Source organism: Cupriavidus basilensis (assembly GCF_008801925.2).
Taxonomy (GTDB): domain Bacteria; phylum Pseudomonadota; class Gammaproteobacteria; order Burkholderiales; family Burkholderiaceae; genus Cupriavidus; species Cupriavidus basilensis.
Genome location: NZ_CP062803.1, coordinates 636690 through 662800 on the forward strand (window position 1 = coordinate 636690; position 26111 = coordinate 662800).

Below are 26111 nucleotides of genomic sequence, written 5' to 3' on the forward strand. Positions count from 1 at the left end.
ATCCGGCCGGGTCAACCCTTGGAGAGTGATTTCAGCGCCATCTTGATGCCGTCGGACACGCCGGTGCCGGCAGGCACCTGCTTGATCGCCAGCGCTGCCTCTTTCTCCGAGTAGCCGAGCGCAAGCAGCGCGTTGAGGATGTCGACGGCGTTGTCGTGCACCGGCGTGCTGCCGGGCGCTGCCCCAAGCTCGGCGCCCAGCTTGCCTTTGAGTTCGAGCAGCAGGCGCTCGGCGGTCTTCTTGCCGATGCCCGGCACGCGCGTCAGCCGTCCGGCTTCCTGCAGCGTGATGGCCTGCGCCAGTTCGCTGACCGACATGCCGGAGAGCACCGCCAGTGCCATGCGCGCGCCGATGCCGGTGATCTTGATCAGCTCGCGGAAGGTGTTGCGCTCGGTGGCGCTGCCAAAGCCGTACAGCAGGTGCGCGTCCTCGCGCACGATCTGCTGGGTCAGCAGGGTGACGGGATGGCCGACGGCGGGCAGGTTGTAGAAGGTGCTCATCGGCACGTCGATCTCGTAGCCGACGCCGTGGCAATCGACCAGCAGGTGCGGGGGATTCTTCTCGATGAGGGTGCCGGCGATGCGTCCGATCATGGTCTAGTGTCTGCAGCGAATTTCGGCGCGCGCGCCGGGATGGGAAGGGAGTGCGGCGGCGGCCAGCGCGGGGAAAGGCCCGCCATCGCGAAGGCCGCCAGTGTAGCCCAGCGTACGGTGTGCCGGCGCGGCCGGGCCATTTGGCTATCGACTATCTGTTATCTGCTATTGGCCCAGCGTGTCCACCGCCTGGCGTCCCAGCGCGGGATCATCGGTGAAAAAGCCGTCGATGCCAGCGGCGAGGAAGGCTTGCACCTCGCGCACCATGCCGCTGGGGCTGCGCGTGGCATCGTCGCCGCCGGTGCGCAGGTTGCGCGGCAGGAAGGTGTTCTCAGGACGGAAGGTATAGGGATGGACCAGCAAGCCAGCCGCATGCGCGTTGCGCACCAGCGCGGTCGGCGTGCCGAGGTTGCCATTGACGTCACGGGGCACGACGCTGGACTTCTCCGGGCCGATGCCGCTGGCGTAGCTGGCCACTTCGCGCAACCCGATCGGCGTCATCATGTCGGCGTAGGTGCGGGTGTCGCCGGCCAGGCGCCAGTCGGCAGGCCGGCTCTTCGCGCCGCCCATCAATTGGATCAGCTTCACATTAGGCATGCCCTGGGCCAGACGCTGGCGCATCTCGCGCAAGTTGCCGGTCTCGAACGACTGCACGAACACCGGCGCGCTGCGCGTGTACGCATGGGCTTGCAGCGTGGCCACCAGCTTCTCCTCCAGCGGCAGGCCGATGCCGCGGAAATAGCTCGGATGCTTGGTTTCCGGGTACAGGCCGATCACGCGGCCGCTGCGTTGCGATGCCTTGGCCACCAGATCGATGATTTCGTCGAAGGTGGGGATCTCGAACTTGTCGTTGTACTGGGTATTGGCCTTGCGCACCTGCGCGATACGCTCGCGCGCGCGCAGCGTCTTGAGCTCGGCCAGCGTGAAATCTTCGGTGAACCAGCCATCCAGGCGTTCGCCGTCGATCACCTTGATGCGCTTGCGGCTGGCGAACTGGGGCAGCTCCGCCACGTTGGTCGTGGTGCCGATCTCGTTCTCGTGCCGGGCCACCAGCACGCCATCGCGCGTCATCACCAGGTCGGGTTCCACCACGTCGGCACCGTCGTCGATGGCGCGTTGGTAGGACGCCAGCGTGTGCTCAGGGCGCAGCGCACTCGCGCCGCGATGCCCGATCACCAGCGCCTTGGGCACGGCCGGGGCCGGGCCAGGGGCCGGGGCTGCCGGGGCTGCTGCCGGGGCAGTGGCCACGGGCGGCGGCGCGGCGCAGCCGGCGAGAACCGCGGCAGCCAGCGCGGACAACAGCGCCGGCAAGCGTGCGGAGCGGGGCGGATTCAAGGCGCGGAACGCGCGAGGCGAGCGGAGCATGCGGCATCCTTTGACGGGCGATCGCTCGATTGTAGGAGACTTGAAGGTGCCAGCGGCGGCTTGGCTGCCTGGGCTCGCTCAGCCGATCAGCCGCCCGCGGCGTACCCGCATGCCCTTGCGCACCAGTTCCGGGGCCAGCCCGGTCAGGGCGGTGAGCGTGTTGCTGCCATTGGCATGGCAGATTGCCATGCCCAGGGCATCCGCCGCGTCGGAACTGGGACGTCCCGTCAGGCTCAACAGGCGCATCACCATTTCCTGCACCTGTTCCTTGTTGGCACGGCCGTAGCCGACCACCGCCACCTTCAACTGAAGTGCCGTGTACTCGAACACCGGCAGGCCATGCGTGACCAGCCCGCAGATCGCCGCGCCGCGGGCCTGGCCAAGCAACAGCGTGGATTGCGGGTTGACGTTGACGAATACCTTCTCGATTGCGGCGCAATCGGGCGCGTAGGTGCGGGTGACTTCGCTGATGCCGTCGAAGAGGGTTTTCAGCCTGGCAGGCAGGCCGCTGTCGCCGTCGCTCTTGATGGTGCCGGAGGCGATGTAGGTTAGCTTGTTGCCGTGCTTTTCCAGCACGCCGAAGCCGGTGGTACGGAGGCCGGGGTCGATGCCGAGGATACGCATGGGGGTCGGGCTCGGCTTTTGATGGGTGATGGGGGATTGTAACGTTGGGAGGGTGGGGGTGGCTGCAATTGCCTATTGTCAAAAGCAACTGCAGTTTCACCACCCCTGCGGGGCGGCGACCTACTTTCTTGTCTTGCCAAGAAAGTAGGCAAAGAAGGCGCGCCGGATGGGGCGACTACCCCCTCGGGCTTCGGCGAAAAGAGCGGCCGGGACCCAAACTCGCATCGCCTTAAGGCGATACTCAGACATGGGTCCCTCTTTTCCGCTCTTTTCGCCGAAGCCCGAGGCGCCCCATACGGCCTTGGCACACCTTGACGGCTCGCTTCGCATCGCGTTGGGGTGATTCCCGCCCTTCGAGCGGGAATCACGGCTACACCGATCGGTTGATCTTGCCGTTGGTTGGCTCCCCTCTCCCACTTGTGGGAGAGGGGCCGGGGGAGAGGGCGGGCGCTTGCTATGCCGCGATGCCGCGATGCCGCGATGCCGCGATGCGCTCAAATGCCCGGCCCGGACCTCAATGACGGAAGTGGCGCACGCCGGTCAACACCATCGCGATATTGCGCTCGTCGGCGGCGGCGATCACTTCGTCGTCGCGCATCGAGCCGCCCGGCTGGATGACGCAGGTGGCGCCTGCGTCCACCACTACGTCCAGGCCGTCGCGGAACGGGAAGAAGGCGTCCGATGCCACGGCCGAGCCCGCCAGCGTGAGGCCGGCGTTCTGCGCCTTGATGCTGGCGATGCGGGCCGAGTCCACGCGGCTCATCTGGCCGGCGCCGACGCCTAGCGTCATGCCGCCGCCACAGAACACGATGGCGTTAGACTTGACGAACTTGGCCACGCGCCAGGCGAACATCAGGTCGTCCATTTCCTTGGGCGTGGGCTGGCGCTTGGTCACCACGCGCAGTTCGTCACGCTGGACGTTCCTGGCGTCGGGGCTTTGCACCAGCAGGCCGCCGCCGACGCGCTTGAAGTCATACGGGTTGAGGCCGTTGCCCAGCGGGATTTCCAGCAGGCGCACGTTCTGCTTGGCGGCAAACACGGCGCGCGCGCCGGCGCTGAACGACGGGGCGATCAGCACTTCGACGAACTGCTTGGCCACGGCCTGGGCGGCGGCTTCGTCCAGCTCGACGTTGAAGGCGATGATGCCGCCGAAGGCCGAGGTCGAGTCGGTCTTGAGGGCTTTTTCGTAGGCTTCCAGCGCGTTGGCGCCGACTGCCACGCCGCACGGGTTGGCGTGCTTGATGATCACGCAGGCCGCGCCGGTGGCAGCGCCGAAGGTCTTGACGCATTCCCATGCCGCGTCGGCGTCGGCGATGTTGTTGTACGACAGTTCCTTGCCTTGCAACTGCGTGTAGTTGGCCAGCGCGCCGTCGGAGGCTTTCAGGTCGCGGTAGAAGGCGGCCGACTGGTGCGGGTTCTCGCCATAGCGCATTTCCTGCACCTTCTCGAAGGCCAGGTTCAGCGTCTGCGGGTAGGCGCTGCGGGTCTGGTGCGCCTTGTCCGCGCCGAGGCTGGTCAGGTAGTTGGTGATGGCGCCGTCGTACTGCGCGGTGTGGGCGAACACCTTGGTGGCCAGGCGGAAGTTGGTGTCATAGCCGACGCTGTTGGCGTTGGCGCGCATTTCTTCCAGCACCGGCGCGTAGTCGGCCGGGTCCACGATGACGGTGACGTCGCGGTGGTTCTTGGCGGCCGAGCGCAGCATGGTGGGGCCACCGATGTCGATGTTCTCGATGGCGTCCGGCAGCGAGCAGTCATCCTTGGCCACGGTTTGCTGGAACGGGTACAGGTTCACGACCAGCAGGTCGATGGTGGGGATGTTGTGCTCGGCGAGCGCCGCCATGTGCTCGGGCAGGTCGCGGCGGGCCAGGATGCCGCCGTGCACTTTCGGGTGCAGGGTCTTGACGCGGCCATCGAGCATTTCGGGGAAACCGGTGTAGTCGGCCACCTCCGTGACGGGCAGGCCGGCATCGGCCAGCAGCTTGGCGGTGCCGCCGGTGGAGAGCAGCGCGACGCCGAGCGAGTTGAGCTCGCGGGCAAATTCGACGATGCCGGTCTTGTCGGATACGGAGAGGAGGGCTTGCTTGATCATGGCTATGGGGAGACGCTTCAAAGTAAACCGTGCTGCTGCAACTTCTTGCGCAGCGTATTGCGATTGATGCCCAGGTAGGCTGCCGCGAGCGACTGGTTGCGCTCGGCGCGCGCCATCACTGCTTCCAGCAGTGGCCGTTCCACGGCTTCGAGCACCATGTTGTACATATTCGACGGCTCTTCACCGTCCAGGTCGCGAAAGTAGGCACCCAGGCTGTCCCGGATGCACTGGTCGATAGCGTTGCGGCTCATGCGGCAAGCAACTCCCCGTTATTGTTGTTGTTCGACTTGTTGCGTTTCTCGTCGTCGGCATCATCCGTGCCGTCCGCGCCGTCTTCCACATAGACCAGGCGCTCGGACAGCAGCGCCTGCTCATCGAAGTATTCGTTGACCGCGGCGAGCTGGGCCGTGGTGCTGTCCAGCGTGTTCATGCGGTGGCGGAACAGGTTGGCGCCGGCCAGGCCGCGCGTGTACCAGGCAATGTGCTTGCGCGCGGTGCGCACGCCGGTGAACTCGCCGTAGAAGTCGTAGTGGTCTTCCAGGTGCGCGTTCATGATGGCGCGGATCTCGGCCACTTCCGGCGACGGCAGCAGCTCGCCGGTGGCCAGGTAGTGCTCGATCTCGCGGAACAGCCAGGGCCGGCCCTGCGCCGCGCGGCCGATCATGATGGCGTCGGCGCCGGTCACGGCCAGCACATGCTTGGCTTTTTGCGGTGTGGTGACGTCGCCGTTGGCGACCACGGGGATGGACAGCGCTGCCTTGACCGCGGCAATGGTCTCGTACTCGGCTTCGCCCTTGTACAGGTCGGCGCGCGTGCGCCCATGCACGGTGAGCATGCTGATGCCGGCGTCTTCCACCATGCGCGCGATGCGAAGCGCATTGCGGTTCTGGCGGTCCCAGCCGGTACGGATCTTGAGCGTGACGGGCACGCGCGGATCGACCTCGGCCACGGCGGCGACCACCGCCTGGACGATGCGCACAACCAGCGGCTCGTTTTGCAGCAGCGCCGAGCCGGCGGCCACATTGCACACCTTCTTGGCCGGGCAGCCCATGTTGATGTCGATGATCTGCGCGCCGCGCTCCACGTTGTGGCGTGCAGCCTCCGCCATCATGGCCGGCTCGGCGCCGGCGATCTGCACCGCGATGGGTTCGACTTCGCCCGTGTGGTTGGCGCGCCGCATGGTCTTCTCGCTCTTCCACAGCTGTGCGTTGGAGGCGACCATTTCGGACACCGCATAGCCCGCGCCCAGCCGTTTGCACAGCTGGCGGAATGGCCGGTCCGTCACACCGGCCATGGGCGCGACGAACAGGTTGTTGCGGAGTTGGTGCGGTCCGATTTGCACGATAGCGACTGTAGCGACTGACGAGGGGCCGCAAGGCGGCCCCGCAACTAGACAAAAATGAAAATGGCATGCCCTGCCGAAACAGTGCTCGGCGCCATTCAGTGGGCATGTGTGAGGGCAGGATTTTACCGCCAAACGACCCGGGTTGCTCAAGATTTGAGCAAATATTGCACCGGGCTGGCTTGCAAACCATGTTGACAACGGGGCCGCCGGCGGCCCTTGGCAGCCTTTAGCGGCGCATGCCGTACATCATCTGGCGCGCCAGCGCGTCCTTGAGCGGCCCCAGGCAAGCGAGCGCCGCCAGGGACGCCCCACGCGCGTGGGCAGCGAGCGGGTAGGAGACGCCAAACACGCGCGGCAGCAGGTCGGTCACGCCGATGGTGACGGCCCGATCCAGCTTTTGTTGCGCCGCAAACGCCTGCAAGGCCTGCGGGCTGCAGTCGGCACGCAGCGCGAGCGCCAGGGCAAAGGCGTCGCGCAGGCCGAGGTTGAGGCCCTGGCCGGCTACCGGATGTAGCGTCTGCGCCGCATTGCCGACCGCTACCACGCGGCCCTGCACGGTGACGGGCGCCGCGTTCAGCCCGAGCGGGAAGGCATGGCGCTTGCCAATGCCGGTGAAGCGGCCCATGCGCGGGCCGAAGGCTTGTTCCAGTTCGGCAAGGAACTCGCCGTCGGGCAGCGCGAGCCGGCGGGCCGCTTGTTCCGGCGGGCAGCACCAGACCAGGGCGTAGCCGGGCGTGCCGTGCTCTTCATGCGGCAGCAGCGCCAGCGGCCCCTCCTCGGTAAAGCGCTCCCAGGCCCAGCCGGGCTGCGGGCGCGAGCAGGCCACGTGGGCCACGATGGCGGTCTGCCCATAGTCACGCCGGTATTTCCGGCCCTGCACGCCACGCTGCGCGCGGGTGGACTGCTGGTGGAACAGGCCGCCTTCGGCCTGCACCACCAGGCGCGCGCCGAAGGCGGCGGGCAGCTGGTCATGCCCATGGCCGGAAAGGCGCACCAGGCTGGCTGCAGCCGTATCGGGGCCAGATTGCTCCAGGTGATCGATGCGCGTTTCGTAGACCCGTATCAGGCGTTCGCCAGCGGGGGCGGGGCTGGCCTGGACGGCCTGGGCCAGCGCACGCTCGAGTGCCTCGCACAATTCGCCGTAGCGCACCACATAGCCCAGCGCGGGTACGTCGTAGTCGTGGCTGTGGAGCTTGACATGGCCGAACCGCCCGCGTTGCGACACATGGATATGCTCGATCGGGGTGACCGCGCGGGGCCACGCGCCGATCTGCTCGAGCAGCTGGCGGCTGCCGTAGGACAGCGCGATGGCGCGCGGATCGCGGGATGCGCGCGCCGGCGTGGCGGCGTCGATCAAGGTCAGGCGCCACGGACTCTTGCGCAGCAACAGGCAGGCCAGCGCTAGGCCGACCGGCCCTGCGCCGACGATGGCGATATCCGTGTCCGCGCAGGCTTCAGTGCTTGCCGGGCTCATGCGCGCTGCCTGGCTGGGCGACGGGGTTGCTATCGTTGCTCGCATCGCCCATGGCGCCGGAGTCCACCGGCAGTGCGCCGCGTTTCCAGCAATTGGCGTCGGTGCGGTGCTTGCCCGCCGCCGCGTCGCTCAGGGCGTTGTCCAGCTTCTGCTGGTTGAAGCCGGGAAATGCCTGCAGGCGTTCCACCAGCGCCGCATGGTTAGCCGCGTCGAGCGGTACCACGCAGCCCCGGGGCGTGCCGTCGGCCTTGGGGTCTCCCACCAGGATCAGCCAGGCCTTCCCGGCCCATGGCTCGCGGTTCGAGACCCGCACCACCACGCGTTCGATCACGTCCCATTCGAGTTCTTCGCGCTGGCCATCGGGGCGATGCACGACCAGGCGGTCATCGTAGAGGTTGACCACGAACGGTTGCGCGGGATCGACGGCGCGTGCGCGGCTGGTCTGTGGGCGCTCGCCGCTCGGAAGTATCTTGCGTAGCCAACTGATCATCGTGTACCTCCCGCGTCGCGCATCAGCGCCTCGATTTCGTCCGCCTTGACCGGCACGCCGCGCGTCATCAGCTCGCAGCCGCCCTCGGTGACAACCGCATCGTCTTCGATGCGGATGCCGATATGCCAGAAGCGCTCCGGCACTTCCGGTGCCGGGCGCACGTAGATGCCGGGCTCCACCGTCAGCACCATGCCGGGCGCGAGCGGACGCCAGGCGCGTTCGCCCTCGGCCGGCGCGGCGCCGGGCACGCGGTACTCGCCCACGTCATGCACGTCCATGCCCAGCCAGTGGCCGGTGCGGTGCATGTAGAACTGGCGGTAGCTGCCGCTGGCGAGTACCTCGTCCAGGCCGCCGCAACGGTTCGCGTCGAGCAGGCCGGTATCAAGCATGCCTTGCGCCAGCACCCGCGTGGCGGCGTCGTGCGGCACGTTGTAGGGCACGCCGGGGCGGGTCTCGGCGATGGCGGCTTCCTGCGCGGCCAGCACCAGGTCGTACAGCTCGCGCTGGGCTGGCGAGAAGCGGCCGGAGACGGGGAAGGTGCGGGTGATGTCGGACGCGTAGCCATCGAGTTCGCAGCCGGCGTCGATCAGGCACAGGTCGCCGTCGCGCAGCTCGGCGGGGCCGGCACGGTAGTGCAGCACGCAGGCATTGGGGCCGGTGGCGACGATCGAGTTGTAGGCGACGCTTTGCGCACCGTGGCGGCGGAATTCGTAGAGCAGCTCGGCTTCCAGGTGGTATTCGCGCAGGCCCTCGCGCGAAGCGCGCATGGCGCGCACATGGGCCTGGGCCGAGATCTCGGCGGCGCGGCGCATGGTGGCGATCTCGCCGGCGTCCTTGAACAAGCGCATCTCGTCGAGGATGGTGCGGATATCGATCGCCGTCGATGGCGCGGTCACGCCGGCACGGCCTTGCATGCGCACCGTTTCGAGCCAGCGCCGCACCTGCATGTCGGTGCGGGTGTTGGCGGCCAGCGGGTAGGCCACCACGGCGTGGTTGGCCAGCAGCGAGGGCAGCACCGCGTCGATTTCCTCGACCGAATGTGCCTCGTCGAAGCCGAAGGCCGCCTGTGCGCCTTCCGGGCCATAGCGGAAGCCATCCCAGATCTCGCGCTCCTCGTGCTTGGGGCGGCAGAACAGGATGCTGCGTTCGGCGCCGCCCGCTTGCGCCACCAGGACCAGCACGGCCTCTGGCTCGGTAAAGCCGGTCAGGTAATAGAAATAGCTGTCGTGGCGATAGGGATAGTCGCTATCGCGGTTGCGCATGGCTTCCGGCGCGGTGGGCAGGATCGCCACGCCGCCGCCGGCGGCGCGCAATTGCTGCAGCACGCGGGCGCGCCGGTCGCGACAGGCGAGAAGGAGGGCGGAGTCGGGTGCGGACATGTGTTGGGCCACGTGGATGGGGAATAGGGCGATTCTAACGCCGCCGGATTGCCGGCGCGGGGCTGGACTGGCCGGGCCCGTTCAGGGCAAGGGTGCGCAAGCGGTGCCGGCTCGCGCTAGCACCAGGGCATCGAGGGCCGCCAGCTGGGCCGGCGTGCCGACGTTCTCCCAGGCGCCGTCGAAGCGCTCGCCGCTGGCCAGCCCGGCTGCCACGGCGGCGCGGTAGTAGGGCGTCATGGCAACTTTCTGGCCGGGCGCGATGGCGGTAAACAGCCGGGTGTCGTACAGGCCGATATTGCCGAAGGTCAGGCTCGGCGCCGTCGCCGTGGGGCTGGGTAACAACAGGCCGTCGGCGCCGAGCGCAAAATCGCCGTCCGGATGGAACGGCGGATTGGGCACCATCACCAGGTGCATGCGTGGCTCGGGTGCGCCGGCCATGGCGCGCGCGCGCGGCAGCAGGGCGCGGAAGTCGTAATCGGTGAAGATGTCGCCGGATACCGCCAGGAAGATCTCGCCGCGCTCGGGTGCGGCCGACAGCAGCGGCAGCGCCTTGGCGATGCCGCCGGCGGTTTCCAGTGCGCTGGGCTCGGCCGAGTACGCCAGGCGCACGCCGAAGCGGTTGCCATCACCGAGCGCCTGCTCAATCTGCTCGCCAAGCCAGGCGTGGTTGATCACGATGTCCTTGAAGCCGGCGCGCGCCAGCGCCTCGATCTTCCAGACGATCAGCGGCTTGCCGCCCACCGGCAGCAGCGGCTTCGGATGGGCATCGGTCAGCGGGCGCATGCGCTCGCCGCGCCCGGCTGCAAAAATCATGGCTTTCAATGCAGGGTCTCCGGCGCTTATTTCAGCGCGTGGTTCAGCAGGTATGTCAGCGCGATCAGGGTGCCCATGCCGCCAGCGATGGTCCAGCCAATGCTGCGCGTCCTGGCGGCGATGACAATGGCCACCAGCCCGGCTACCAGGCGCGCATTGCCGGGACCGATGTCGACGTGCCCATCGCGCATCAGCAGGTCGGGCGCGATCAACGCCGACAGCATGGCCGCCGGCACGAACTGCAGCGCGGTGCGGAACCACGACGGCAGCCGCACCCGGCCTTCCACGGCAATGAAGGACAGGCGGATCAGGAAGGTGGCGAGGCCGGCGCCGATAAACACCAGCAGCAGGGTCAGCTGGCTCATGCGGCGGGCTCCGTCGCGGCCGGCTTGCGCTGCCTGCGGTCCTTGCCAAGCAGCAGCATGCCCGCGGCGATTCCGCCCAGCGCCGCGACCATCAGGCCAAGCTTGTGCGGCATGCCGTAGCAGGCCACCGCCAGCGCCGTGGCCGCCAGCGCCGCCGCGGCGTGCGAGCGGTGCTTGATGCCGGGCACGATGATGGCGATGAAGGTGAGCGGCAGGAAGAAATCGAGCGGCCAGTCGCGCGGAATCTGGGCGCCAACCAGCACACCCGCCAGCGTCGCGACCTGCCAGCTGGCCCACAGCGCGAAGCCGGCGCCAAAGAAGAACCAGTGGCGGTAGCGCTTGTGTTCGTCGTCGTCGCTGAGGCGCCGCGTCATGGCGGCGAAGGCCTCGTCGGTCAGCAGGTAGGAGATGAGTGCCTTCCAGCGGCCCGGCAGGTGTGCCAGCGCCGGGGCCATGGTGGCCGAGTACAGCGCATGGCGCAGGTTGACCATGGCGACCGTCACGGCGATCAGCACCGCCGGCGTGCCCGCCGCCCACAGTTGCGTCAGGATCATCTGCGAGGCGCCGCCGAACACGATCGCGCTCATGGCGCAGGCCAGCCAGGCGGGCATGCCGGCGTTGACCGCCAGCACGCCATAGATCAGGCCGAACGGTGCCACGCCGAGCAGCATCGGCGCCAGCGCCCGCACGCCTGCCCACCACTCGCCGCCGCGGGTGAGCGTGACCGTGGGATCGCCGCCGGATGTCATGGCTGTGCGCCCGGCATGGCTTGCGCCGGCATCAGAACGTGTAGCCGACCGGGCGCTCGACGCCGTCGAGGGCGTCGAACAGCCGTACCAGCCTGCGCAGCTCGATGTAGCGGCCCGCCACCTGGCGTGCGTACTTGAGCACCAGCGGCAGGTTGGCCAGGTAGCCTTCCTTGCCGTCGCGATGGTACAGGCGGGCAAAGATGCCAAGCACCTTGAGGTGGCGCTGCAGGCCCATCCACTCGAAATCCCGGTAGAAGTCGCCAAAGTCCGGCGCCACCGGCAGCCCGGCCTTGCGCGCGCGCTCCCAGTAGCGAATCAGCCAGTCGAGCTGCTCCTGCTCGTCCCATTCAATATAGGCATCGCGCCACAGCGACACCGCATCATAGGTAATGGGACCGATAACCGCGTCCTGGAAATCCAGGATGCCGGGATTGGCCTCGCCCTCAAGCACCATCAGGTTGCGCGAGTGATAGTCGCGATGGACATACACCTGTGGCTGGGCCAGGTTGTTGGCCAGCAGCGTCTGCATCACTTCGGCCAGCCCGGATTCCTGTTCGGGCGTCAGTTTCACGCCCAGGTGCCGGGCCACGTACCACTGCGGGAACAGGTCGACTTCGCGCTGCAGCAGCGCGCGGTCGTAGGCGGGCAGGGTGCCGGGGCGGGTCGCGAGCTGGATCTTCACAAGCGCGGCGGCGGCATCGCCATAGAGGCCGCGCGCGCTGGCCGCGTCCAGCCGGGACAGATACGTGGTGTTGCCCAGGTCGCTGAGCAGCAGGAAGCCTTGCTCGAGGTTCTGCGCCAGTACCTTTGGAACGGTCACGCCGGCGGCGCCGAACAGTTCCGCGACATGGATGAAGGGGCGGCAGTCCTCCTGCGCGGGAGGCGCATCCATCACGATCACGCTCGGATGGTCGGGGTGGCTGGTGCTGGCCCGGAAGTACCGCCGGAAGCTGGCGTCGGCCGAAGCGGGGGTACAGGAGTCAGGGTTAACGGACCAGGCCGGACCGAGTCCGGACACCCAGACTTTGAGCTGGTCGAGACGCGGGTCGAGAGGATGTGCTGCCATGCCGGAAAGGGAGAATAGGATGCCCCGTATAATACCCGACCAGACCCGGGCCCCGGGGCGGCTCCCAGGCGGGCCTCCTACAGCCCGACAGCCTGCTTCGGCGGTGGCTGGCGGTTGCTGGGCCGCCGCCGCCGCTCTGACTCATGACCCGCTCGCATGACCGAACAACGACGATCACCGAACCAGAAGGCTAGCAAGACACCGGCACGACTTCCCGGCAGCGCTTTGCGCCCGCTCGTGTTGGCCATGGCCGGCTGGTCGGTGGGTGCGCACGCGCAGGCCGTAAGCTCCGCCATTCCCGACCTGCCGGTGGCCGAGCCGACGGTCGAGGCGGCACCCGAGGCCCCGCCGGTAGCCGGCGAACTGGTGCCGCGCCTGGCCGAGCCGGGCACGGCCAAGACCAAGACGGCCGAGCCGGACGACAACCCGCCCACCTTTGTCTCGGGCGATCGCATGACCGGCTATAACCAGCGTGGCGTGGAGCTCGAGGGCAACGCCGAGCTGCGCCGCAATGGCGGCGTGGTCAAGGGCGACAAGCTTACCTACGACCAGGACAGCGACGAGGCCTTTGTCCACGGCAATGCCCGCGTCGCCCGCGATGGATCGCTCTCGGTCGGGCCGGAAGCCCGGCTGCGGGTCGAGGCCAACGAAGGCTACATGCTGTCCCCGGACTACTATTTCCAGCAGACCGGCGGCTCGGGCAAGGCCGAGCGCATCGATTTCATCGACAAGAACCTCAGCACGATCAAGCGCGCCACCTACACGACCTGTTCGCCGGACAACGCGGACTGGTATTTCAGCGCGCGCGAGCTCGATATCGACAGCGACCGCCAGGTGGGCACCGCCTATGGCGGCGTGCTGCGCTTTTTCGACGTGCCGATCATGGCGGCACCGGTGTTCAGCTTCCCCCTGAACAGCGAGCGCCGCAGTGGGGTGCTACCGCCGCTGTTCGGCTACAGTTCGCGCTCGGGCATGGACCTCACGGTCCCGTATTACTTCAATATCGCGCCCAACCGGGACCTGACGATCTTCCCGCGGGTGCTGAGTTCGCGCGGGGTGCAGCTTGGCACCGACTACCGCTATATCGGCAGCGGCTATTCCGGGCGTATCCGCGGCGAATTCCTGCCGGACGACCAGAAGACCAAGACCAACCGCTGGGCGTATTCGATCCAGCATGCCCAGAACATAGCGCCGGGACTGAATGCGTACGTTAACCTGAACAAGGTGTCGGACGCCCAGTATCCCGACGACCTGACCCGCTCGGTGACACAGGCGACGCTGCGCCAGTACACGCAGGAAGGCGGCGTCACCTACAACTGGCAGGATTTTGCCCTGCTGGCGCGGGTGCAGAAATTCCAGACGCTCGCGCCTAGCCAGCCTTCGTATGAGCGTGTGCCTCAGCTCAATGGCAAGTACACGCGCTATGACCTGGGTGGCTTCGATATCCAGGTGGAAGCCGACTACACGCGCTTCCGCATTCCTCTGGGCACGACAGGTACGCAACTGCCGCAGGGTGAACGTGTCTTCATCCAGCCGTCGATCAGCTATCCGATCATCCGGCCAGGCTGGTTCGTCACGCCCAAGGCGACGTTCAATGCCACGCAGTATCAGATGGAGTCCTCCACCAACACCGCGGGCACGCCCAATACGCTGAACCGGGCCTTGCCGACCGTGAGCGTGGATTCGGGCATGACGTTCGAGCGCGAGGCGCCGACCGTAAGCCGGCTGTTCGGCGTCAATTACGTGCAGACGCTGGAGCCGCGCCTTTTTTATGTCTACACGCCGTTCCGCGACCAGAGCCAGTTCCCGATCTTTGACACGGTGCAGTCGGACTTTGGCTATGGCCAGATTTTCAGCGAGAATCCGTTCACGGGCTATGATCGCATTGCCGACAACAACAAGCTGACTGGCGGCGTGACCACGCGCCTGATCGAGGCTAGCAGCGGCATCGAACGTTTCCGCGGCACAATTGCGCAGCGCTTTGACTTCACAGGCCAGCGGGTGCAGCTCAATGGCACCGATCCAGCCAAGGCAGGCTATTCTGATTTGCTGGCAGCGACCACGATCCAGATGTTCAAGGGCTACTACCTTGATGCTGGCGTGCAGTACAACCCGGACAGCGATCGGGTGATCTACTCGAATATCGCTTTCTCGTGGCGGCCCGAGGCGCGCAAGACGCTGAATATCGGCTATCGCTACCGGCGCCCCACCTCAGTGACGGACAATACCGCCATCGACCAGTTCGAGGTGTCGAGCCAGTGGCCGCTGACACAGCGCACCTACGGCATCGGCCGGGTCGCATTCGACCTGAGCGCAAGCCAGCTGGTCGACGCGCTGGCCGGCTTCGAATACGCAGCGGATTGCTGGGTCGGCCGTGTGGTCTACCAGCGCTTCCGCAATACCACGCAGGGCTACACCGGACGCATCTTCTTCCAGGTGGAGTTCCGCGGGTTGTCCAAGATCGGTTCCAATCCGCTGGATGTGCTGCGGCTGAACGTGCCGGGTTATGAGCCCGTCCTCGCCAAGCCTGTTATCCCATCCCAGCTCGACCACTATGAATGACGGACCATGATGAAACGTCAAGAATTCAACGCGCGCCCCTCGATGTCTTCCCGCCTGACCGGCTGGCAAAGCCTGCTGTTGACCGCACTGCTGGCCGCCTTCGCGCTGCCGGCTTCGGCACAGCTGAAGGCGCCCGGGCAGAAGGCTACCGGCATCTTCCTGCCCCAGGCCGGTGACAGCGCTGCCGCTTCGCCCAGCCAGCCGCGCCTGGGCGTGACGCAGCCGGGTACCAGCGCGCAGCGCTCGCAACTGGTGGACGAGGTGGTGGCGATCGTCAACAACAGCGTGATCACGCGGCGCGAATTGCTGGACCGCGCCGACGAGATCGAATCGCAGTTGCGCCAGGCCAACCGGCCGGTGCCGGCGCGCGCCGACCTGCTGGGCGAAGTGCTCGAGCGGCTGGTGATGGAGCGGGTGCAGACGCAGGCGGCGCAGGATGCCGGCATCAAGGTGACCGACCAGGAAGTCGATCGCGCCATTGAGTCGGTCGCGCAGCAAAACCACATCAATGCGACCGACCTGCGCAGCCAGGTCGAGCGCACCGGCATGACCTGGACCAAGTACCGCGACGAGCTGCGCAAGCAGGTCCAGGTGATTCGCCTGCGCGAGCGCGAAGTCGACTCCAAGATCCAGGTCTACGACGGCGAGATCGACAACTATCTCGCGGCGAACGGCGTATCGGGCGCGGCCGCCACCGGCCCCACCGAATACAACGTGGCCCAGATCCTGGTGCGTGTGCCTGAGGATGCCTCCGAAGCGCAGAAGGCCACCTTGCGCGCCAAGGCCGAAGGCTTGCTCAAGCAGGCCCAGGGCGGTGCGGATTTCGCCCAGCTGGCGCAGGGCTCCGACGGCCCTGAGGCCGCTCAGGGCGGCTCGCTCGGCTTCCGTGAAATCGGCCGGCTGCCGGCGCTGTTTGCCAATGCCGTGCTTGACCTGCAGCCTGGCGGCGTGGCGCCCCAGGTCATCGAGAGCGCCAACGGGTTCCATGTGCTCAAGCTGGTGGCCAAGCGTACCGCGCCGCCGGCAGCGTCGAACCCGGCGGCCAGCGATCGCATCACGCAGACCCAGGTGCGCCATATCCTGATCCGCACCGGCCCCAACATGCCAGAGGCCGAGGCACGCCGCCAGCTGGCCACGCTGCGCGACCGGATCACCCACGGCGGCGACTTCGCCGACGCGGCCAAGCGCTTCTCCCAGGATGGGTCGGCGCAGAACGGCGGCGATCTCGGCTGGGTATCGCCGGGCGAGCTGGTGCCGGAGTTCGAGCAGGCCATGAGCCGCCTGCGCCCGGGCGAAGTGTCCGAGCCCGTCGTCACGCAGTTTGGCGTGCATCTGATCCAGGTGCTCAACCGCCGCGAGACCGAGATCACGCCGGAGAAGCAGCGCGACTTTGCCCGCGCGGAGATTCGCGAGCAGAAGGTGCGTGCGGCGTATGAAGACTGGCAGCGCCAGTTGCGCCAGGCCGCCTACGTGGAATACCGCGTCAACCGCCAGCGCTAACCGGAACGCATCGCCACCATGTCCGAGCCGCTCGCGCTAGCCATCACCACCGGGGAACCCGCCGGCATTGGCCCCGACATTACCGTCGGCGCTTTGCTGCAACTTGCCGGCGAGCATCCGCAGGTGCGTTTTCACGTGCTTGGCGACGCGGGCCTGCTGGCGGCGCGCGCCGCCGCGCTGGGTGTCGCGCAAGCCTGGGCGCACCGGCTTGCGGATGGCAGCGTGGTGTGCGACGACATCCCTCTGGCCGTGCCTTGCGATGCTGGCCGGCTCGATGCGCGCAACGGCGGCTATGTGCTCGCCTTGCTCGATGCCGCCATCGATGGCTGCATGGGCGGGCCCAGCGGCACGCGGCGTTTTGCCGGCATGGTGACCGCGCCCGTGCAGAAGAGCACCATCAACGATGCCGGCGTGCCCTTCACCGGGCACACCGAATACCTGGCCGAGCGCGCCGACGTGCCGCGCGTGGTGATGATGCTGGCCGGCCCGCAGCCCGCGCATGGCAACGCCATGCTGCGCGTGGCGCTGGCCACCACCCACCTGCCATTGCGCGCGGTGCCCGATGCGCTGACCGTGTCCATGCTGGAAGAAACGCTGGCCATCGTCGACCACGACCTGCGCCGGCATTTCGGCATCGCCCGGCCGCGTATCCTGGTGACCGGCCTGAACCCGCATGCCGGCGAAAGCGGGCATATGGGCCACGAGGAGATCGATGTGATCATTCCCGCGCTGGCCCATGCCGTGGACGCGGGCATCGATGCCCGCGGCCCGTACCCGGCCGACACGCTGTTCCAGCCCCGCCATCTCGATGGGGCCGACTGCGTGCTGGCGATGTACCACGACCAGGGCCTGGCCCCGCTCAAGTACGGCACATTTGGCCACGGCGTGAACATCACGCTGGGGCTGCCTTTTATCCGCACCTCGGTCGACCATGGCACTGCGCTCGACCTGGCCGCAAGTGGCCAGGCCGAGCACGGCAGCATGATCGAGGCGATCCGCAACGCCATCGCCATGGCCGGCCACGCCAACGGCCGGCCGCGCGCCGCGCCGCTGGTGGCAACACGCTGACGCCCGAGCGAGACCTAACTATGCGTTCCAACGTACACCAGGGCCATGTGGCCCGCAAACGATTCGGACAGAACTTCCTGGTCGATGACGGCATCATCCACGGCATCGTCAGTGCCATCGACCCGCAGCAAGGCGACACCCTGGTCGAAATCGGCCCCGGCCTTGGCGCGCTGACCCAGCCGCTGCTGGAACGCTTGCCGCAGATGCAGGTGGTCGAGCTTGACCGCGACCTGGTGGAGCGCCTGCGCCGCCGCTACGGCGAGCGGCTGGTGATCCACGCCGGCGACGCGCTGGCCTTCGATTTCGGCAAGCTGTGCGAAGCCGGCAAGCCGCTGCGCATCGTCGGCAACCTGCCCTACAACATCTCCAGCCCGCTGCTGTTCCACCTGGCCGAGTTTGCCGACCAGGTGCGCGACCAGCACTTCATGCTGCAAAAGGAAGTGGTCGAGCGCATGGTGGCCGAGCCGGGCAGCAAAGCCTTCGGGCGGCTGTCGATCATGCTGCAGGTGCGCTATCACATGGAGCATGTGCTCGACGTGCCGCCGACCTCGTTCAACCCGCCGCCCAAGGTCGACTCCGCCGTGGTGCGCATGATCCCCTGGCCGCGCCAGCCCGATGGCCAGTTGCGCTCGCCGTATCCCGCGTGCAACCTGACGGTGCTGGGCGACGTGGTGGCCGCGGCGTTCTCGCAGCGGCGCAAGGTCCTGCGCAATACACTGTCGATGCTGCGCGACCAGGTTGATTTTGAGGCGCTTGGCTTCGACCTGGCGCGGCGCGCCGAGGAAGTCCCCGTGGCCGAGTACGTTGGCCTGGCGCGCCAGCTTGAAACCCCGGCTACATGATGCTGATGCGCGCTACCGGCTCTCGTTCCCATTGGTGGCGCTGCTGAACGCAGCGGCACGTCGTCATCCCCTGATCCCGACTCCAGCCGCCGCAGCCCGGTTGGCAGCATTCTGCCTGCGCTGACCGGCACCGCGGCGCTTCTCTTACCCAAGGAAATGCCATGACTAGCGAAACGCAGGCGCCCCAGCGCAAGGTCATCCTCACCGGCGACCGCCCCACCGGCCAGCTTCACCTGGGCCACTACGTTGGCTCGCTCAAGAGCCGCGTGGCGCTGCAGGATACCCACAAGCAGTATCTGTTGCTGGCCGACACCCAGGCCATGACCGACAATGCGCACGATCCGGACAAGGTGAGGCGCAACGTGCTGGAGGTGGCGCTCGACTACCTCGCGGTCGGCATCGACCCGGCCAAGACCGCCATCACCGTGCAGTCGCACCTGCCCGCGCTGGCCGAGCTGACCCTGATGTACCTGAACTTCGTCACGGTCGCCAGGCTTGAGCGCAACCCGACCATCAAGGAAGAGATCCAGGCGCGCGGCTTCGGCCGCGATATCCCGGCGGGCTTCCTGTGCTACCCGGCTTCGCAAGCTGCCGACATCACCGGCTTCAAGGCCACCGTGGTGCCGGTCGGCGAGGACCAGGCCCCCCTGATCGAGCAGACCAACGAGATCGCGCGCCGAATCAACCATCAGGTTGGCCGTGAAGTGCTGCCGGAAGCCGCCGCGCTGATCCCGCGCTTTGGCCGGTTGCCCGGCGTCGACGGCAAGGCCAAGATGAGCAAGTCGCAAGGCAACGCGATCTCGCTGGCAGCATCGCCCGAGCAGGTCAAGGAAGCGGTCATGCGCATGTACACCGACGCCAACCACCTCAAGGTGTCCGATCCGGGCCAGGTGGAAGGCAATGTGGTGTTTACCTACCTCGACGCGTTCGATGAGGCGGTCGATGAAGTGGCTGAGTTGAAGGCACACTATCGGCGCGGCGGCTTGGGCGACATGGTGCTCAAGCGCAGGCTCGATGGCGTGCTGCAAGGGCTGCTGGCGCCGATTCGCGAGCGGCGCGAGGAGCTGGCCAAGGATCCGGCCTCTGTGTTTGATATTTTGAAGCAGGGGACGGCGCAGGCACGGTTGGTGACGCAGGCTACGTTGGATGAGGTACGCGAGGCGTTGGGGACGTTTAGATTTTGAGGGTAGGGTTGGTGGGGGCTGAAGCTTCAGTTGCAACGGCTTAACGTCAAGGGTAGCTTTAACTTCAACTTCAACTGCCGTTTCACCTCCCCTGCGGGGAGGCGACCTACTTTCTTGTCTCGCCAAGAAAGTAGGCAAAGAAGGCGACCCGGATGGGGCGACTCCCTCCTCGTCGGCAGGCAAAAAGAGCGGCCGGGGGCCAAACTCGCATCGCCTTAAGGCGATACTCAAACATGGCCCCCTCTTTTCCGCTCTTTTTGCCTGCCGACGAGGCGCCCCATACGGGCTAGGTAAACCTTGACGGCTCGCTTCGCATCGCGGGCGGGTGATTGCCGCCTGGGGGCGGCAATCACGGCTACACCGAATCGAAATTTGATCCCGTTGGGGTAAGCCGTGTTTCCCGCCTGGGGGCGGGAAACACCCATGGCGATGCGAAGCGAGCCGTGGAGGTGTACCAAGGCCGTATGGGGCGCCTCGGGATTTCATGAAAAGAGCGGAGAAGAGGGACCCATGTCTGAGTATCGCCTTAAGGCGATGCGAGTTTGGGTCCCGGCCGCTCTTTTCATGAAATCCCGAGGGGGTGTCGCCCCATCCGGCGCGCCTTCTTTGCCTACTTTCTTGGCAAGACAAGAAAGTAGGTCGCCGCCCCGCAGGGGTGGTGAAACTGCAGTTGAATTTTCAGTTAAGCCATTGAATCTAAAGCTGATTTAGTAGTTGCAGTTGCAAGCCACATCCCCCCATCCCCTTTATTCCCGCCGATTCACCAACCCAATCCCCCCCAACACCAGCATCGCGGCAACAGCAAACCGTATGCCCACGGCGTCATGCATCAGCACCACGCCAAACGCCACCCCGAACAGCGGCGTCAAAAACGAAAACACCGACAAGCGCGAAGCCAGGTACTGCCGCAATAGCCAGAACCACGTCAGGTAGCTGGCGAACGCAATCAGCACCGACTGGTAGAACAGGCTGGCGATCACCATGCCGTCGACGCGCGCCTGCAGATGCTGCCCGGCTGCAAGCGCCATGGACAGCAGCATCACCGCAGACACCGCGAGTTGATAGAGCAGCGTCTTGCTGGGCGCTGCCGAAGCCAGCCGGCTGGCGCGTACCACCACCGTGGTCGCGGCCCAGAGCAAGCCGGCCAGGATCCCGAGCGCATCGCCCAGTAATGTGCTGCCGCCATGCGCGGCCGGCGTGGCGATGCCATCGGCAAAAGCCAGTGCCATGCCGCAAAAGGCCAGCCCGACGCCCAGCCATTGCCCACGCCGCAGGCGTTCGCCGGCGACGCTCAGGTGCAGGCCGAGTGCGGTAAAGATGGGCGCGGTGTAGAGGAACACCGCCATGCGCGAAGCCGTGGTGTGGCCGAGCCCGACGAAGATGCAGAAGAACTCGGCGCCGAACAGCAGGCCAGCCAGCAGCCCGGCGCCCAGCGTGCCGTCGTGTTGCCACAGCGGCGTGCGGCGCCAGGCGGCAAAGCCGAACACCAGCACGGCTGCCACCGCCGAGCGCACGCCGGCCTGGAGCACGGCGCCCATCAGTGGCGCCGTCGCCTTGATGACCACTTGCTGCAGTCCCCAGGCCACGCACAGCACCACCATCAGCGTGACGGCCGTGCCGTCGAGCGGGCGCCGGCTTGGCAGTGACGCGCTCACCTCAAGGACGGCTGGCGTCGCGCGTGGAATTGCGCTCGATCAGCTCGATCTTGTAGCCGTCCGGGTCTTCGACGAAAGCGATCACCGTGGTGCCGCCCTTGACCGGGCCGGCCTCGCGCACGACGTTGCCGCCGGCGGCGCGGATGCGCTCGCAGGTGGCTGCCGCGTTATCGGTCTCCAGTGCGATATGGCCGTAGGCCGTGCCCATCTCGTACTTTTCCACGCCGTAGTTATAGGTCAGCTCGAGCACGGCGGTTTCGGATTCCGGGCCGTAGCCGACGAAGGCTAGGCGGTACTTGTATTCGGTGTTGTCGCTCTCGCGCAGCAGCTGCATGCCGAGGATGCGGGTGTAGAAGTCGATCGAGCGTTGCAGGTCGCCGACGCGGAGCATGGTGTGGAGGAGTCGCATTTTGGGAGAGCCCTGATCTTGTTTTGGGATAGGTCGATCATTCTAAACGGGATGGCAGTAATCGGTTTGCCTTGGCCCAGGTGTGCCATTTCCCCGTTTTAAATCAAAGGCCCAGCCTAGAACGTGGGCAGCAACTCGGGTGGATGGGCCCGCAATTGCGCGCGGGCATCACGGAACTCCGGAAAGATCGATGCCACCGTATCCCAGAACCTCGGGCTGTGGTTCATCTCCTTGAGATGCGCCAGCTCATGGGCGGCCACGTAGTCGATCATCGACAGCGGAAAATGCATCAAACGCCAGTTCAGGCGGATCTTGCCGTCGGCGGTGCAACTGCCCCAGCGCGTGGCGGCGGAGGTCAGCGAAAACGCGCTATGGCGCACGCCGAGCTTTTCCGCGTAGATATCGAGCCGCTGCGCCAGCAGGCGCCGTGCCTGGTGTTGCAGCCACCCTTGCACGCGATCCTTGATCTGCTGCTCGTCGGCATGCACGGGCAGCGCGAGATGAAGAATGCAGGTCTCGGCATCGAACAGCAGCACGCCGGCGGGAGACTCCAGTTGCAGGGTGATGGGCTTGCCCAGGAAGGGCAGGCTGGCGCCGTCGCGCCATTGCACGGTGGGCAGCACGCGGCGGGCTTCGCGGTGCTGCCATTCCCCCAGCTTGTTGAAGATCCAGCGCTGTTTTTCCAGAATGGCCGACTCGATGTCGGCCAGCGTGACCCAGCGCGGCGCCGTGATGGACAGGCCGCGGTCGTCCACGGTGAAGCCGATGGTACGGCGCGACGAGCGCTTGAGCGTGTAGTGCACGGCGCGCTCGCCCACCAGCAGCCGTCGTGCATTGGGCTGCGGCTGGGGCCAGGGCTGCGCCGTCGGGGAGTTGGGCTGCGCCGGCGCCAACCCGCCTGGCACCATGCCGGGCGCCCTGTCTTCGCCCGCGAGGGCGTCGGACAGCGGCAGCTCCATCTGGGAACCGGGGGAGTCGGGGGTCGGGCGCAGCAATTTCATGCGGGCGTTCTGCTCCGGTAGCTCTCGGCGTCGATTCTACGCATATCTTGTTCGATCCACGCCTCAACCTCTTGATTGAGCTGGTCGGCCGTCTTGTTGGCCGACGAAATCGGCGCGCCGACGGAGACCGTGATCAAGCCCGGGTACTTGAGGAACGAGTTGCGCGGCCACAGGCGGCCGGAGTTGACCGCCATCGGGATCACCCATGCGCCGGTCTCGACAGCAAGGCGGGCGCCGCCGCTCTTGTAGCGCGTTTTCTCCAGGCCCGGCGGGGTGCGCGTGCCTTCCGGGAACATGATGATCCAGGCCCCTTCGGCCAGCCGCTCACGGCCCTGGCGTACCGCCGAGGCGAAGGCACGGGTGCCTTCCTTGCGGTTGATGTGCACCATCTTGAGCATGCCCAGCGCCCAGCCGAAGAAGGGCACCATCAGCAGTTCACGCTTGAACACGAAGCACATCGGCTTGGGCATGGTGGCCAGGTAGGCTACGGTTTCCCACGCCGACTGGTGCTTGGACAGCACCACCACCGGCTTGTCGAGCATGGCATCGAAATGCTCGCGGCCTTCATAGCGGTAGCGGATGCCGCAGATCAGCGCGGCCGCACCGGTCACCAGCCGCGGCCAGCCGCGCACGAAGCGGTAGCGGCGCTCGGCGTTCATGAACGGAAAGACGATGAAGCACGCGCAGGCATAGGGCGGCGTCAGTACCAGGAGGAACAACGCGAACAGCAAGGAGCGGAGAAAAATCATCGGTACGGGAGTTGGGTTCAGGAGCCGGCCTGGCGCGGGGCGCCATCGCCGGTGAGCAGCCAGCGCGCAAAGGCGCGCAGGTCGTCGTGGATCAGCGTGCCGGGCGGCAGGCCGCCTTTTTTCTCGGTCTTGGGGCCTTTGCCGGTCAGCACCAGGTGCGGGGCGCAGCCTACCGCCAGCCCGGCTTCGAGGTCGCGCAGGGAGTCGCCCACCAGCGGCACGCCCTTGAGCTCGACGCCGAAGCGCTCCGCCAGCTGCTCAAGCATGCCGGGCTTGGGTTTGCGGCAATCGCAGCCGTCGGCCGCCGTATGCGGGCAGAAGAAGACCGCGTCGACGCGCCCGCCCAGGTTGGCCAGCGCCTTGTGCATCTTCTCGTGCATGGCGTTGAGCGCGCTCATCTCGAACAGGCCGCGGCCGATGCCGGACTGGTTGCTGACGATCACCACGCGATAGCCGGCCTGGTTGAGCGCTGCAATCGCTTCCAGGCTGCCATCGATGGGGATCCATTCGTCCGGCGTCTTGATGAACTGGTCGCTGTCGAGGTTGACGACCCCGTCGCGATCGAGCACGACAAGCTTGGGCGGTGTCTGCGGCATGATGGCTTCCCGTTGTGGTGCCTGGGCGCTTACGCGGCCAGCTTGGAGATGTCGGCCACGCGATTGGCCAGCACGTGCAGCGAGGCCAGCAGCGCGAGCCGGTTGGCGCGCAGCTGCGGGTCTTCGGCCATCACCATGACATCGTTGAAGAACTGGTCGACCGCTTCGCGCAGCTGCGCCAGGTCGCGCAGCGCGGTGGCGAAGTCGCCATTGGCGAAGGCGGCATCCACTTGCGGACGCACGCTTTCCACCGCCTTGTGCAGCGCGCTTTCGGCGGCTTCCTGGAGCAGGGCCGGCTGCACCGTGCCTACGGGCTCGGTGTTCTTGCGCAGGATGTTGGTGATGCGCTTGTTGGCCGCGGCCAGCGCCTCGGCCTGGGGCAGGGCGGCAAAGGTGCGCACTGCTTCCAGGCGAGCCAGGATGTCGTCCAGGCGTTGCGGGCGCAGGCTAACCACGGCTTCGACCTCATGGGTGGTGTAGCCCTTGTCCTTCAGGTAGCCGCGCAGGCGGTCGTAGAGGAAATCTGCAATCGCGGCTTGCGCGGGCTTGACCGCGGCAATGCCGGCGAAGGCTTGCTGGGTGAGTTCCAGCAGCGCGTCGATCGACAGTGGCAGCGGGGTTTCGACGAGCATGCGCAGGATGCCCAGCGCATGGCGGCGCAGCGCGAACGGGTCCTTCTCGCCGGTGGGCGACAGGCCGATGCCCCAGATGCCGACCAGCGTTTCCAGTTTGTCGGCCAGCGCCACGGCCAGGCTCACCGGGCTGCCCGGCAGGGCGTCGCCGGCAAAGCGCGGGCGGTAGTGCTCTGAGCAGGCCAGCGCCACGCTCTGCGCTTCGTCGTCATGGCGCGCGTAGTACGTGCCCATGGTGCCTTGCAGTTCCGGGAATTCGCCCACCATATCGGTCAGCAGGTCGGCCTTGGCGAGTTCGGCGCCACGCATGGCGGCCGCCTTTTCCACGGCAATGCCGGCTGCGGCCAGCGCGTCGGCGATGTGGCCGGCGATCTGCTGCAGGCGCTGCACGCGGTCGAGTTGCGTGCCGATCTTGTTGTGATAGACCACGTTGGCCAGCTGCGGCACGCGCGAGGCGAGGGTCTTCTTGCGGTCCTGGTCGAAGAAGAACTTGGCGTCCGCCAGGCGCGGGCGCACCACGCGCTCGTTGCCGCTGATGATGGACTCCGGCGTATCGGTGGCCAGGTTGGAAACCACCAGGAAGCGGTTGCGCAGGTGGCCGGCGGCATCGGTCAGCGCGAAGTATTTCTGGTTGGTCTGCATGGTCAGGATCAGGCATTCCTGCGGTACTTCGAGGAAGACCTCCTCGAAGTGGCAAGGATAGACCACCGGCCATTCCACCAGCGAGTTGACTTCGTCGAGCAGCGCATCGGGCATCACGACCTGGTCGGCGCCCGCCTGCTCCAGCAGCGCGGTGCGGATGCGTTCGCGGCGATCCGCGTAGCTGGCCAGCACGTGGCCTTGCGACGCCAGCACGGCGGCGTATTCGCCTGCATGCGGGATCTCGATCTCGCCGCTGGAGAGGAAGCGGTGGCCGCGCGTGGTCCGGCCCGACTGCAGCCCCAGCACGCTGAGCGGCACCACCTCGGTGCCAAGCAGTGCGATCAAACCGTGCGCGGGGCGCACGAAATGCACCGTGCTGCCGTCCGGGCGCTGGTAGCTCATCACCTTGGGGATGGGCAGCTTGGCGATGGTGTCGTCCAGCGCTGCCTGCAGCCCGGCGCCCAGTTCGGCGCCGCGCGCGGTGTAGCAGTAGAAGAAGGCGTCGGCCTTGCCGTCGGAGGCGCGCTCCAGGGTTTGCCAGTCGATCGCCTCGACGCCCACCGATTTAGCCAGGGCGGCCAGTTTCTTGGCCAGCGGGGCGGTGGGCTGGCCGCTGGCGTCCAGCGCGACGGTCAGTGGCAGCACTTTCTCGCGCTGCTCGCGATCGGGCGCGTTACGGCGCACTTTGGTGACCAGCGCAGCCAGCCGGCGCGGCGTGGCGAACGCGGTCACGGCGGCGCCGTCACCTACCAGGCCACGCTCGGAGAGGCCGGCGAAGAGGCCCTGCGCGAAGGCGTCGCCCAAGCGTGCCAGCGCCTTGGGCGGCAGCTCTTCGGTGAGCAGCTCGATCAGCAGCGTATCGTTCGAATCGGTCAGGAGTTGCGACATGAATCGTTTCCAACAAGTTGTGGCACGCGCT

Annotated in this window: 23 protein-coding genes and 1 pseudogene; 5 read left to right on the plus strand and 19 right to left on the minus strand. The window is 66.8% G+C overall.

The genetic code is table 11. The annotated features are described in order from the left end of the window. Window positions 1–11: 11 nt before the first annotated feature. The 13 genes from ruvA to F7R26_RS02905 form a co-directional block, all read right to left on the minus strand. Entirely contained in the window at window positions 12–593 is a 582-nt protein-coding gene (gene ruvA / locus F7R26_RS02845) for a Holliday junction branch migration protein RuvA (protein ID WP_150988018.1), read from the minus strand. 165 nt (window positions 594–758) lie between these two features. Further along, window positions 759–1958 carry a glycerophosphodiester phosphodiesterase gene (locus F7R26_RS02850; RefSeq protein ID WP_193692120.1) on the minus strand — a complete coding sequence of 400 codons (1200 nt, stop codon included), beginning with the start codon at window positions 1956–1958 and terminating at the stop codon, window positions 759–761. Between the two features lie 78 nt (window positions 1959–2036). Further along, window positions 2037–2582, minus strand: coding sequence for a crossover junction endodeoxyribonuclease RuvC (ruvC, locus tag F7R26_RS02855; protein WP_150988021.1), 546 nt, complete (start codon window positions 2580–2582; stop codon window positions 2037–2039). 514 nt (window positions 2583–3096) lie between these two features. After that, window positions 3097–4671: a bifunctional phosphoribosylaminoimidazolecarboxamide formyltransferase/IMP cyclohydrolase gene (gene purH / locus F7R26_RS02860; protein ID WP_150988024.1), complete on the minus strand. Its 1575-nt coding sequence runs from the start codon at window positions 4669–4671 to the stop codon at window positions 3097–3099. A 17-nt stretch (window positions 4672–4688) separates the two neighbouring features. Beyond that, entirely contained in the window at window positions 4689–4922 is a 234-nt protein-coding gene (locus tag F7R26_RS02865) for a Fis family transcriptional regulator (protein WP_006156396.1), read from the minus strand. After that, window positions 4919–6013 carry a tRNA dihydrouridine synthase DusB gene (gene dusB, locus F7R26_RS02870; RefSeq protein ID WP_150988027.1) on the minus strand — a complete coding sequence of 365 codons (1095 nt, stop codon included), beginning with the start codon at window positions 6011–6013 and terminating at the stop codon, window positions 4919–4921. Before dusB ends, F7R26_RS02865 begins: the two co-directional genes overlap by 4 nt. A gap of 229 nt (window positions 6014–6242) precedes the next feature. Next, window positions 6243–7490 (minus strand): UbiH/UbiF/VisC/COQ6 family ubiquinone biosynthesis hydroxylase, encoded by a 1248-nt coding sequence (locus F7R26_RS02875; protein WP_150988030.1) that lies wholly within the window; start codon window positions 7488–7490, stop codon window positions 6243–6245. Continuing rightward, entirely contained in the window at window positions 7471–7980 is a 510-nt protein-coding gene (locus F7R26_RS02880; RefSeq protein WP_241754408.1) for a hypothetical protein, read from the minus strand. Before F7R26_RS02880 ends, F7R26_RS02875 begins: the two co-directional genes overlap by 20 nt. Continuing rightward, the gene (locus F7R26_RS02885; RefSeq protein ID WP_150988034.1) at window positions 7977–9359 is read right to left on the minus strand and encodes an aminopeptidase P N-terminal domain-containing protein; all 1383 of its coding nucleotides are present in this window, start codon (window positions 9357–9359) and stop codon (window positions 7977–7979) included. Before F7R26_RS02885 ends, F7R26_RS02880 begins: the two co-directional genes overlap by 4 nt. A gap of 81 nt (window positions 9360–9440) precedes the next feature. Continuing rightward, entirely contained in the window at window positions 9441–10181 is a 741-nt protein-coding gene (murU, locus tag F7R26_RS02890; RefSeq protein WP_150988036.1) for an N-acetylmuramate alpha-1-phosphate uridylyltransferase MurU, read from the minus strand. A 17-nt stretch (window positions 10182–10198) separates the two neighbouring features. After that, window positions 10199–10537, minus strand: coding sequence for an AzlD domain-containing protein (locus tag F7R26_RS02895; RefSeq protein ID WP_043343742.1), 339 nt, complete (start codon window positions 10535–10537; stop codon window positions 10199–10201). Next, window positions 10534–11286 carry an AzlC family ABC transporter permease gene (locus tag F7R26_RS02900; RefSeq protein ID WP_150988039.1) on the minus strand — a complete coding sequence of 251 codons (753 nt, stop codon included), beginning with the start codon at window positions 11284–11286 and terminating at the stop codon, window positions 10534–10536. The genes F7R26_RS02895 and F7R26_RS02900 overlap by 4 nt, the downstream gene beginning before the upstream one ends. Window positions 11287–11317: 31 nt before the next feature. Then, complete coding sequence (locus F7R26_RS02905) at window positions 11318–12352, minus strand: aminoglycoside phosphotransferase family protein (protein ID WP_150988042.1); 1035 nt, start codon at window positions 12350–12352, stop codon at window positions 11318–11320. A 156-nt stretch (window positions 12353–12508) separates the two neighbouring features. Here F7R26_RS02905 and F7R26_RS02910 point away from each other — a divergent pair, with 156 nt between their 5' ends. From F7R26_RS02910 to trpS, 5 genes are all read left to right on the plus strand, one after another. Then, window positions 12509–14914, plus strand: a complete 2406-nt coding sequence (locus F7R26_RS02910; protein ID WP_150988045.1) for an LPS-assembly protein LptD — start codon at window positions 12509–12511, stop codon at window positions 14912–14914. A 9-nt stretch (window positions 14915–14923) separates the two neighbouring features. Then, window positions 14924–16414, plus strand: coding sequence for a peptidylprolyl isomerase (locus F7R26_RS02915; RefSeq protein WP_150988085.1), 1491 nt, complete (start codon window positions 14924–14926; stop codon window positions 16412–16414). 18 nt (window positions 16415–16432) lie between these two features. Next, window positions 16433–17482 carry a 4-hydroxythreonine-4-phosphate dehydrogenase PdxA gene (pdxA, locus tag F7R26_RS02920; RefSeq protein ID WP_150988048.1) on the plus strand — a complete coding sequence of 350 codons (1050 nt, stop codon included), beginning with the start codon at window positions 16433–16435 and terminating at the stop codon, window positions 17480–17482. 20 nt (window positions 17483–17502) lie between these two features. Continuing rightward, on the plus strand, window positions 17503–18324 hold the full coding sequence (gene rsmA, locus F7R26_RS02925) for a 16S rRNA (adenine(1518)-N(6)/adenine(1519)-N(6))-dimethyltransferase RsmA (protein WP_150988051.1): 822 nt from the start codon (window positions 17503–17505) through the stop codon (window positions 18322–18324). A 161-nt stretch (window positions 18325–18485) separates the two neighbouring features. Continuing rightward, the gene (gene trpS / locus F7R26_RS02930; RefSeq protein WP_150988054.1) at window positions 18486–19508 is read left to right on the plus strand and encodes a tryptophan--tRNA ligase; all 1023 of its coding nucleotides are present in this window, start codon (window positions 18486–18488) and stop codon (window positions 19506–19508) included. 746 nt (window positions 19509–20254) lie between these two features. Here the strand turns inward: trpS and F7R26_RS02935 are convergent. The 6 genes and pseudogenes from F7R26_RS02935 to glyS form a co-directional block, all read right to left on the minus strand. Continuing rightward, entirely contained in the window at window positions 20255–21109 is an 855-nt protein-coding gene (locus F7R26_RS02935; RefSeq protein WP_150988087.1) for a DMT family transporter, read from the minus strand. A gap of 55 nt (window positions 21110–21164) precedes the next feature. Next, window positions 21165–21572: a lactoylglutathione lyase gene (gene gloA / locus F7R26_RS02940; protein ID WP_006162781.1), complete on the minus strand. Its 408-nt coding sequence runs from the start codon at window positions 21570–21572 to the stop codon at window positions 21165–21167. 116 nt (window positions 21573–21688) lie between these two features. Next, on the minus strand, window positions 21689–22573 hold the full coding sequence (locus F7R26_RS02945; protein WP_170301931.1) for a M48 family metallopeptidase: 885 nt from the start codon (window positions 22571–22573) through the stop codon (window positions 21689–21691). Next, complete coding sequence (locus F7R26_RS02950; protein ID WP_150988057.1) at window positions 22570–23322, minus strand: lysophospholipid acyltransferase family protein; 753 nt, start codon at window positions 23320–23322, stop codon at window positions 22570–22572. Before F7R26_RS02950 ends, F7R26_RS02945 begins: the two co-directional genes overlap by 4 nt. 17 nt (window positions 23323–23339) lie before the next feature. Further along, window positions 23340–23936, minus strand: a pseudogene (gene gmhB, locus F7R26_RS02955) (D-glycero-beta-D-manno-heptose 1,7-bisphosphate 7-phosphatase); the annotation flags it as partial. An 11-nt stretch (window positions 23937–23947) separates the two neighbouring features. Beyond that, entirely contained in the window at window positions 23948–26080 is a 2133-nt protein-coding gene (gene glyS, locus F7R26_RS02960; RefSeq protein WP_150988060.1) for a glycine--tRNA ligase subunit beta, read from the minus strand. Between the last annotated feature and the right edge of the window lie 31 nt (window positions 26081–26111).

Coding starts and splice junctions, on each gene's coding strand:
- ruvA (WP_150988018.1), bottom strand. CDS start 593: ATGATCGGACGCATCGCCGGCACCCTCATCGAGAAGAATCCCCCGCAC.
- pdxA (WP_150988048.1), top strand. CDS start 16,433: ATGTCCGAGCCGCTCGCGCTAGCCATCACCACCGGGGAACCCGCCGGC.
- F7R26_RS02905 (WP_150988042.1), bottom strand. CDS start 12,352: ATGGCAGCACATCCTCTCGACCCGCGTCTCGACCAGCTCAAAGTCTGG.
- F7R26_RS02950 (WP_150988057.1), bottom strand. CDS start 23,322: ATGATTTTTCTCCGCTCCTTGCTGTTCGCGTTGTTCCTCCTGGTACTG.
- gloA (WP_006162781.1), bottom strand. CDS start 21,572: ATGCGACTCCTCCACACCATGCTCCGCGTCGGCGACCTGCAACGCTCG.
- ruvC (WP_150988021.1), bottom strand. CDS start 2,582: ATGCGTATCCTCGGCATCGACCCCGGCCTCCGTACCACCGGCTTCGGC.
- F7R26_RS02865 (WP_006156396.1), bottom strand. CDS start 4,922: ATGAGCCGCAACGCTATCGACCAGTGCATCCGGGACAGCCTGGGTGCC.
- F7R26_RS02915 (WP_150988085.1), top strand. CDS start 14,924: ATGAAACGTCAAGAATTCAACGCGCGCCCCTCGATGTCTTCCCGCCTG.
- F7R26_RS02880 (WP_241754408.1), bottom strand. CDS start 7,980: ATGATCAGTTGGCTACGCAAGATACTTCCGAGCGGCGAGCGCCCACAG.
- trpS (WP_150988054.1), top strand. CDS start 18,486: ATGACTAGCGAAACGCAGGCGCCCCAGCGCAAGGTCATCCTCACCGGC.
- F7R26_RS02945 (WP_170301931.1), bottom strand. CDS start 22,573: ATGAAATTGCTGCGCCCGACCCCCGACTCCCCCGGTTCCCAGATGGAG.
- F7R26_RS02935 (WP_150988087.1), bottom strand. CDS start 21,109: ATGGTGGTGCTGTGCGTGGCCTGGGGACTGCAGCAAGTGGTCATCAAG.
- F7R26_RS02850 (WP_193692120.1), bottom strand. CDS start 1,958: ATGCTCCGCTCGCCTCGCGCGTTCCGCGCCTTGAATCCGCCCCGCTCC.
- glyS (WP_150988060.1), bottom strand. CDS start 26,080: ATGTCGCAACTCCTGACCGATTCGAACGATACGCTGCTGATCGAGCTG.
- F7R26_RS02885 (WP_150988034.1), bottom strand. CDS start 9,359: ATGTCCGCACCCGACTCCGCCCTCCTTCTCGCCTGTCGCGACCGGCGC.
- F7R26_RS02910 (WP_150988045.1), top strand. CDS start 12,509: ATGACCGAACAACGACGATCACCGAACCAGAAGGCTAGCAAGACACCG.
- purH (WP_150988024.1), bottom strand. CDS start 4,671: ATGATCAAGCAAGCCCTCCTCTCCGTATCCGACAAGACCGGCATCGTC.
- F7R26_RS02875 (WP_150988030.1), bottom strand. CDS start 7,490: ATGAGCCCGGCAAGCACTGAAGCCTGCGCGGACACGGATATCGCCATC.
- F7R26_RS02895 (WP_043343742.1), bottom strand. CDS start 10,537: ATGAGCCAGCTGACCCTGCTGCTGGTGTTTATCGGCGCCGGCCTCGCC.
- rsmA (WP_150988051.1), top strand. CDS start 17,503: ATGCGTTCCAACGTACACCAGGGCCATGTGGCCCGCAAACGATTCGGA.
- F7R26_RS02900 (WP_150988039.1), bottom strand. CDS start 11,286: ATGACATCCGGCGGCGATCCCACGGTCACGCTCACCCGCGGCGGCGAG.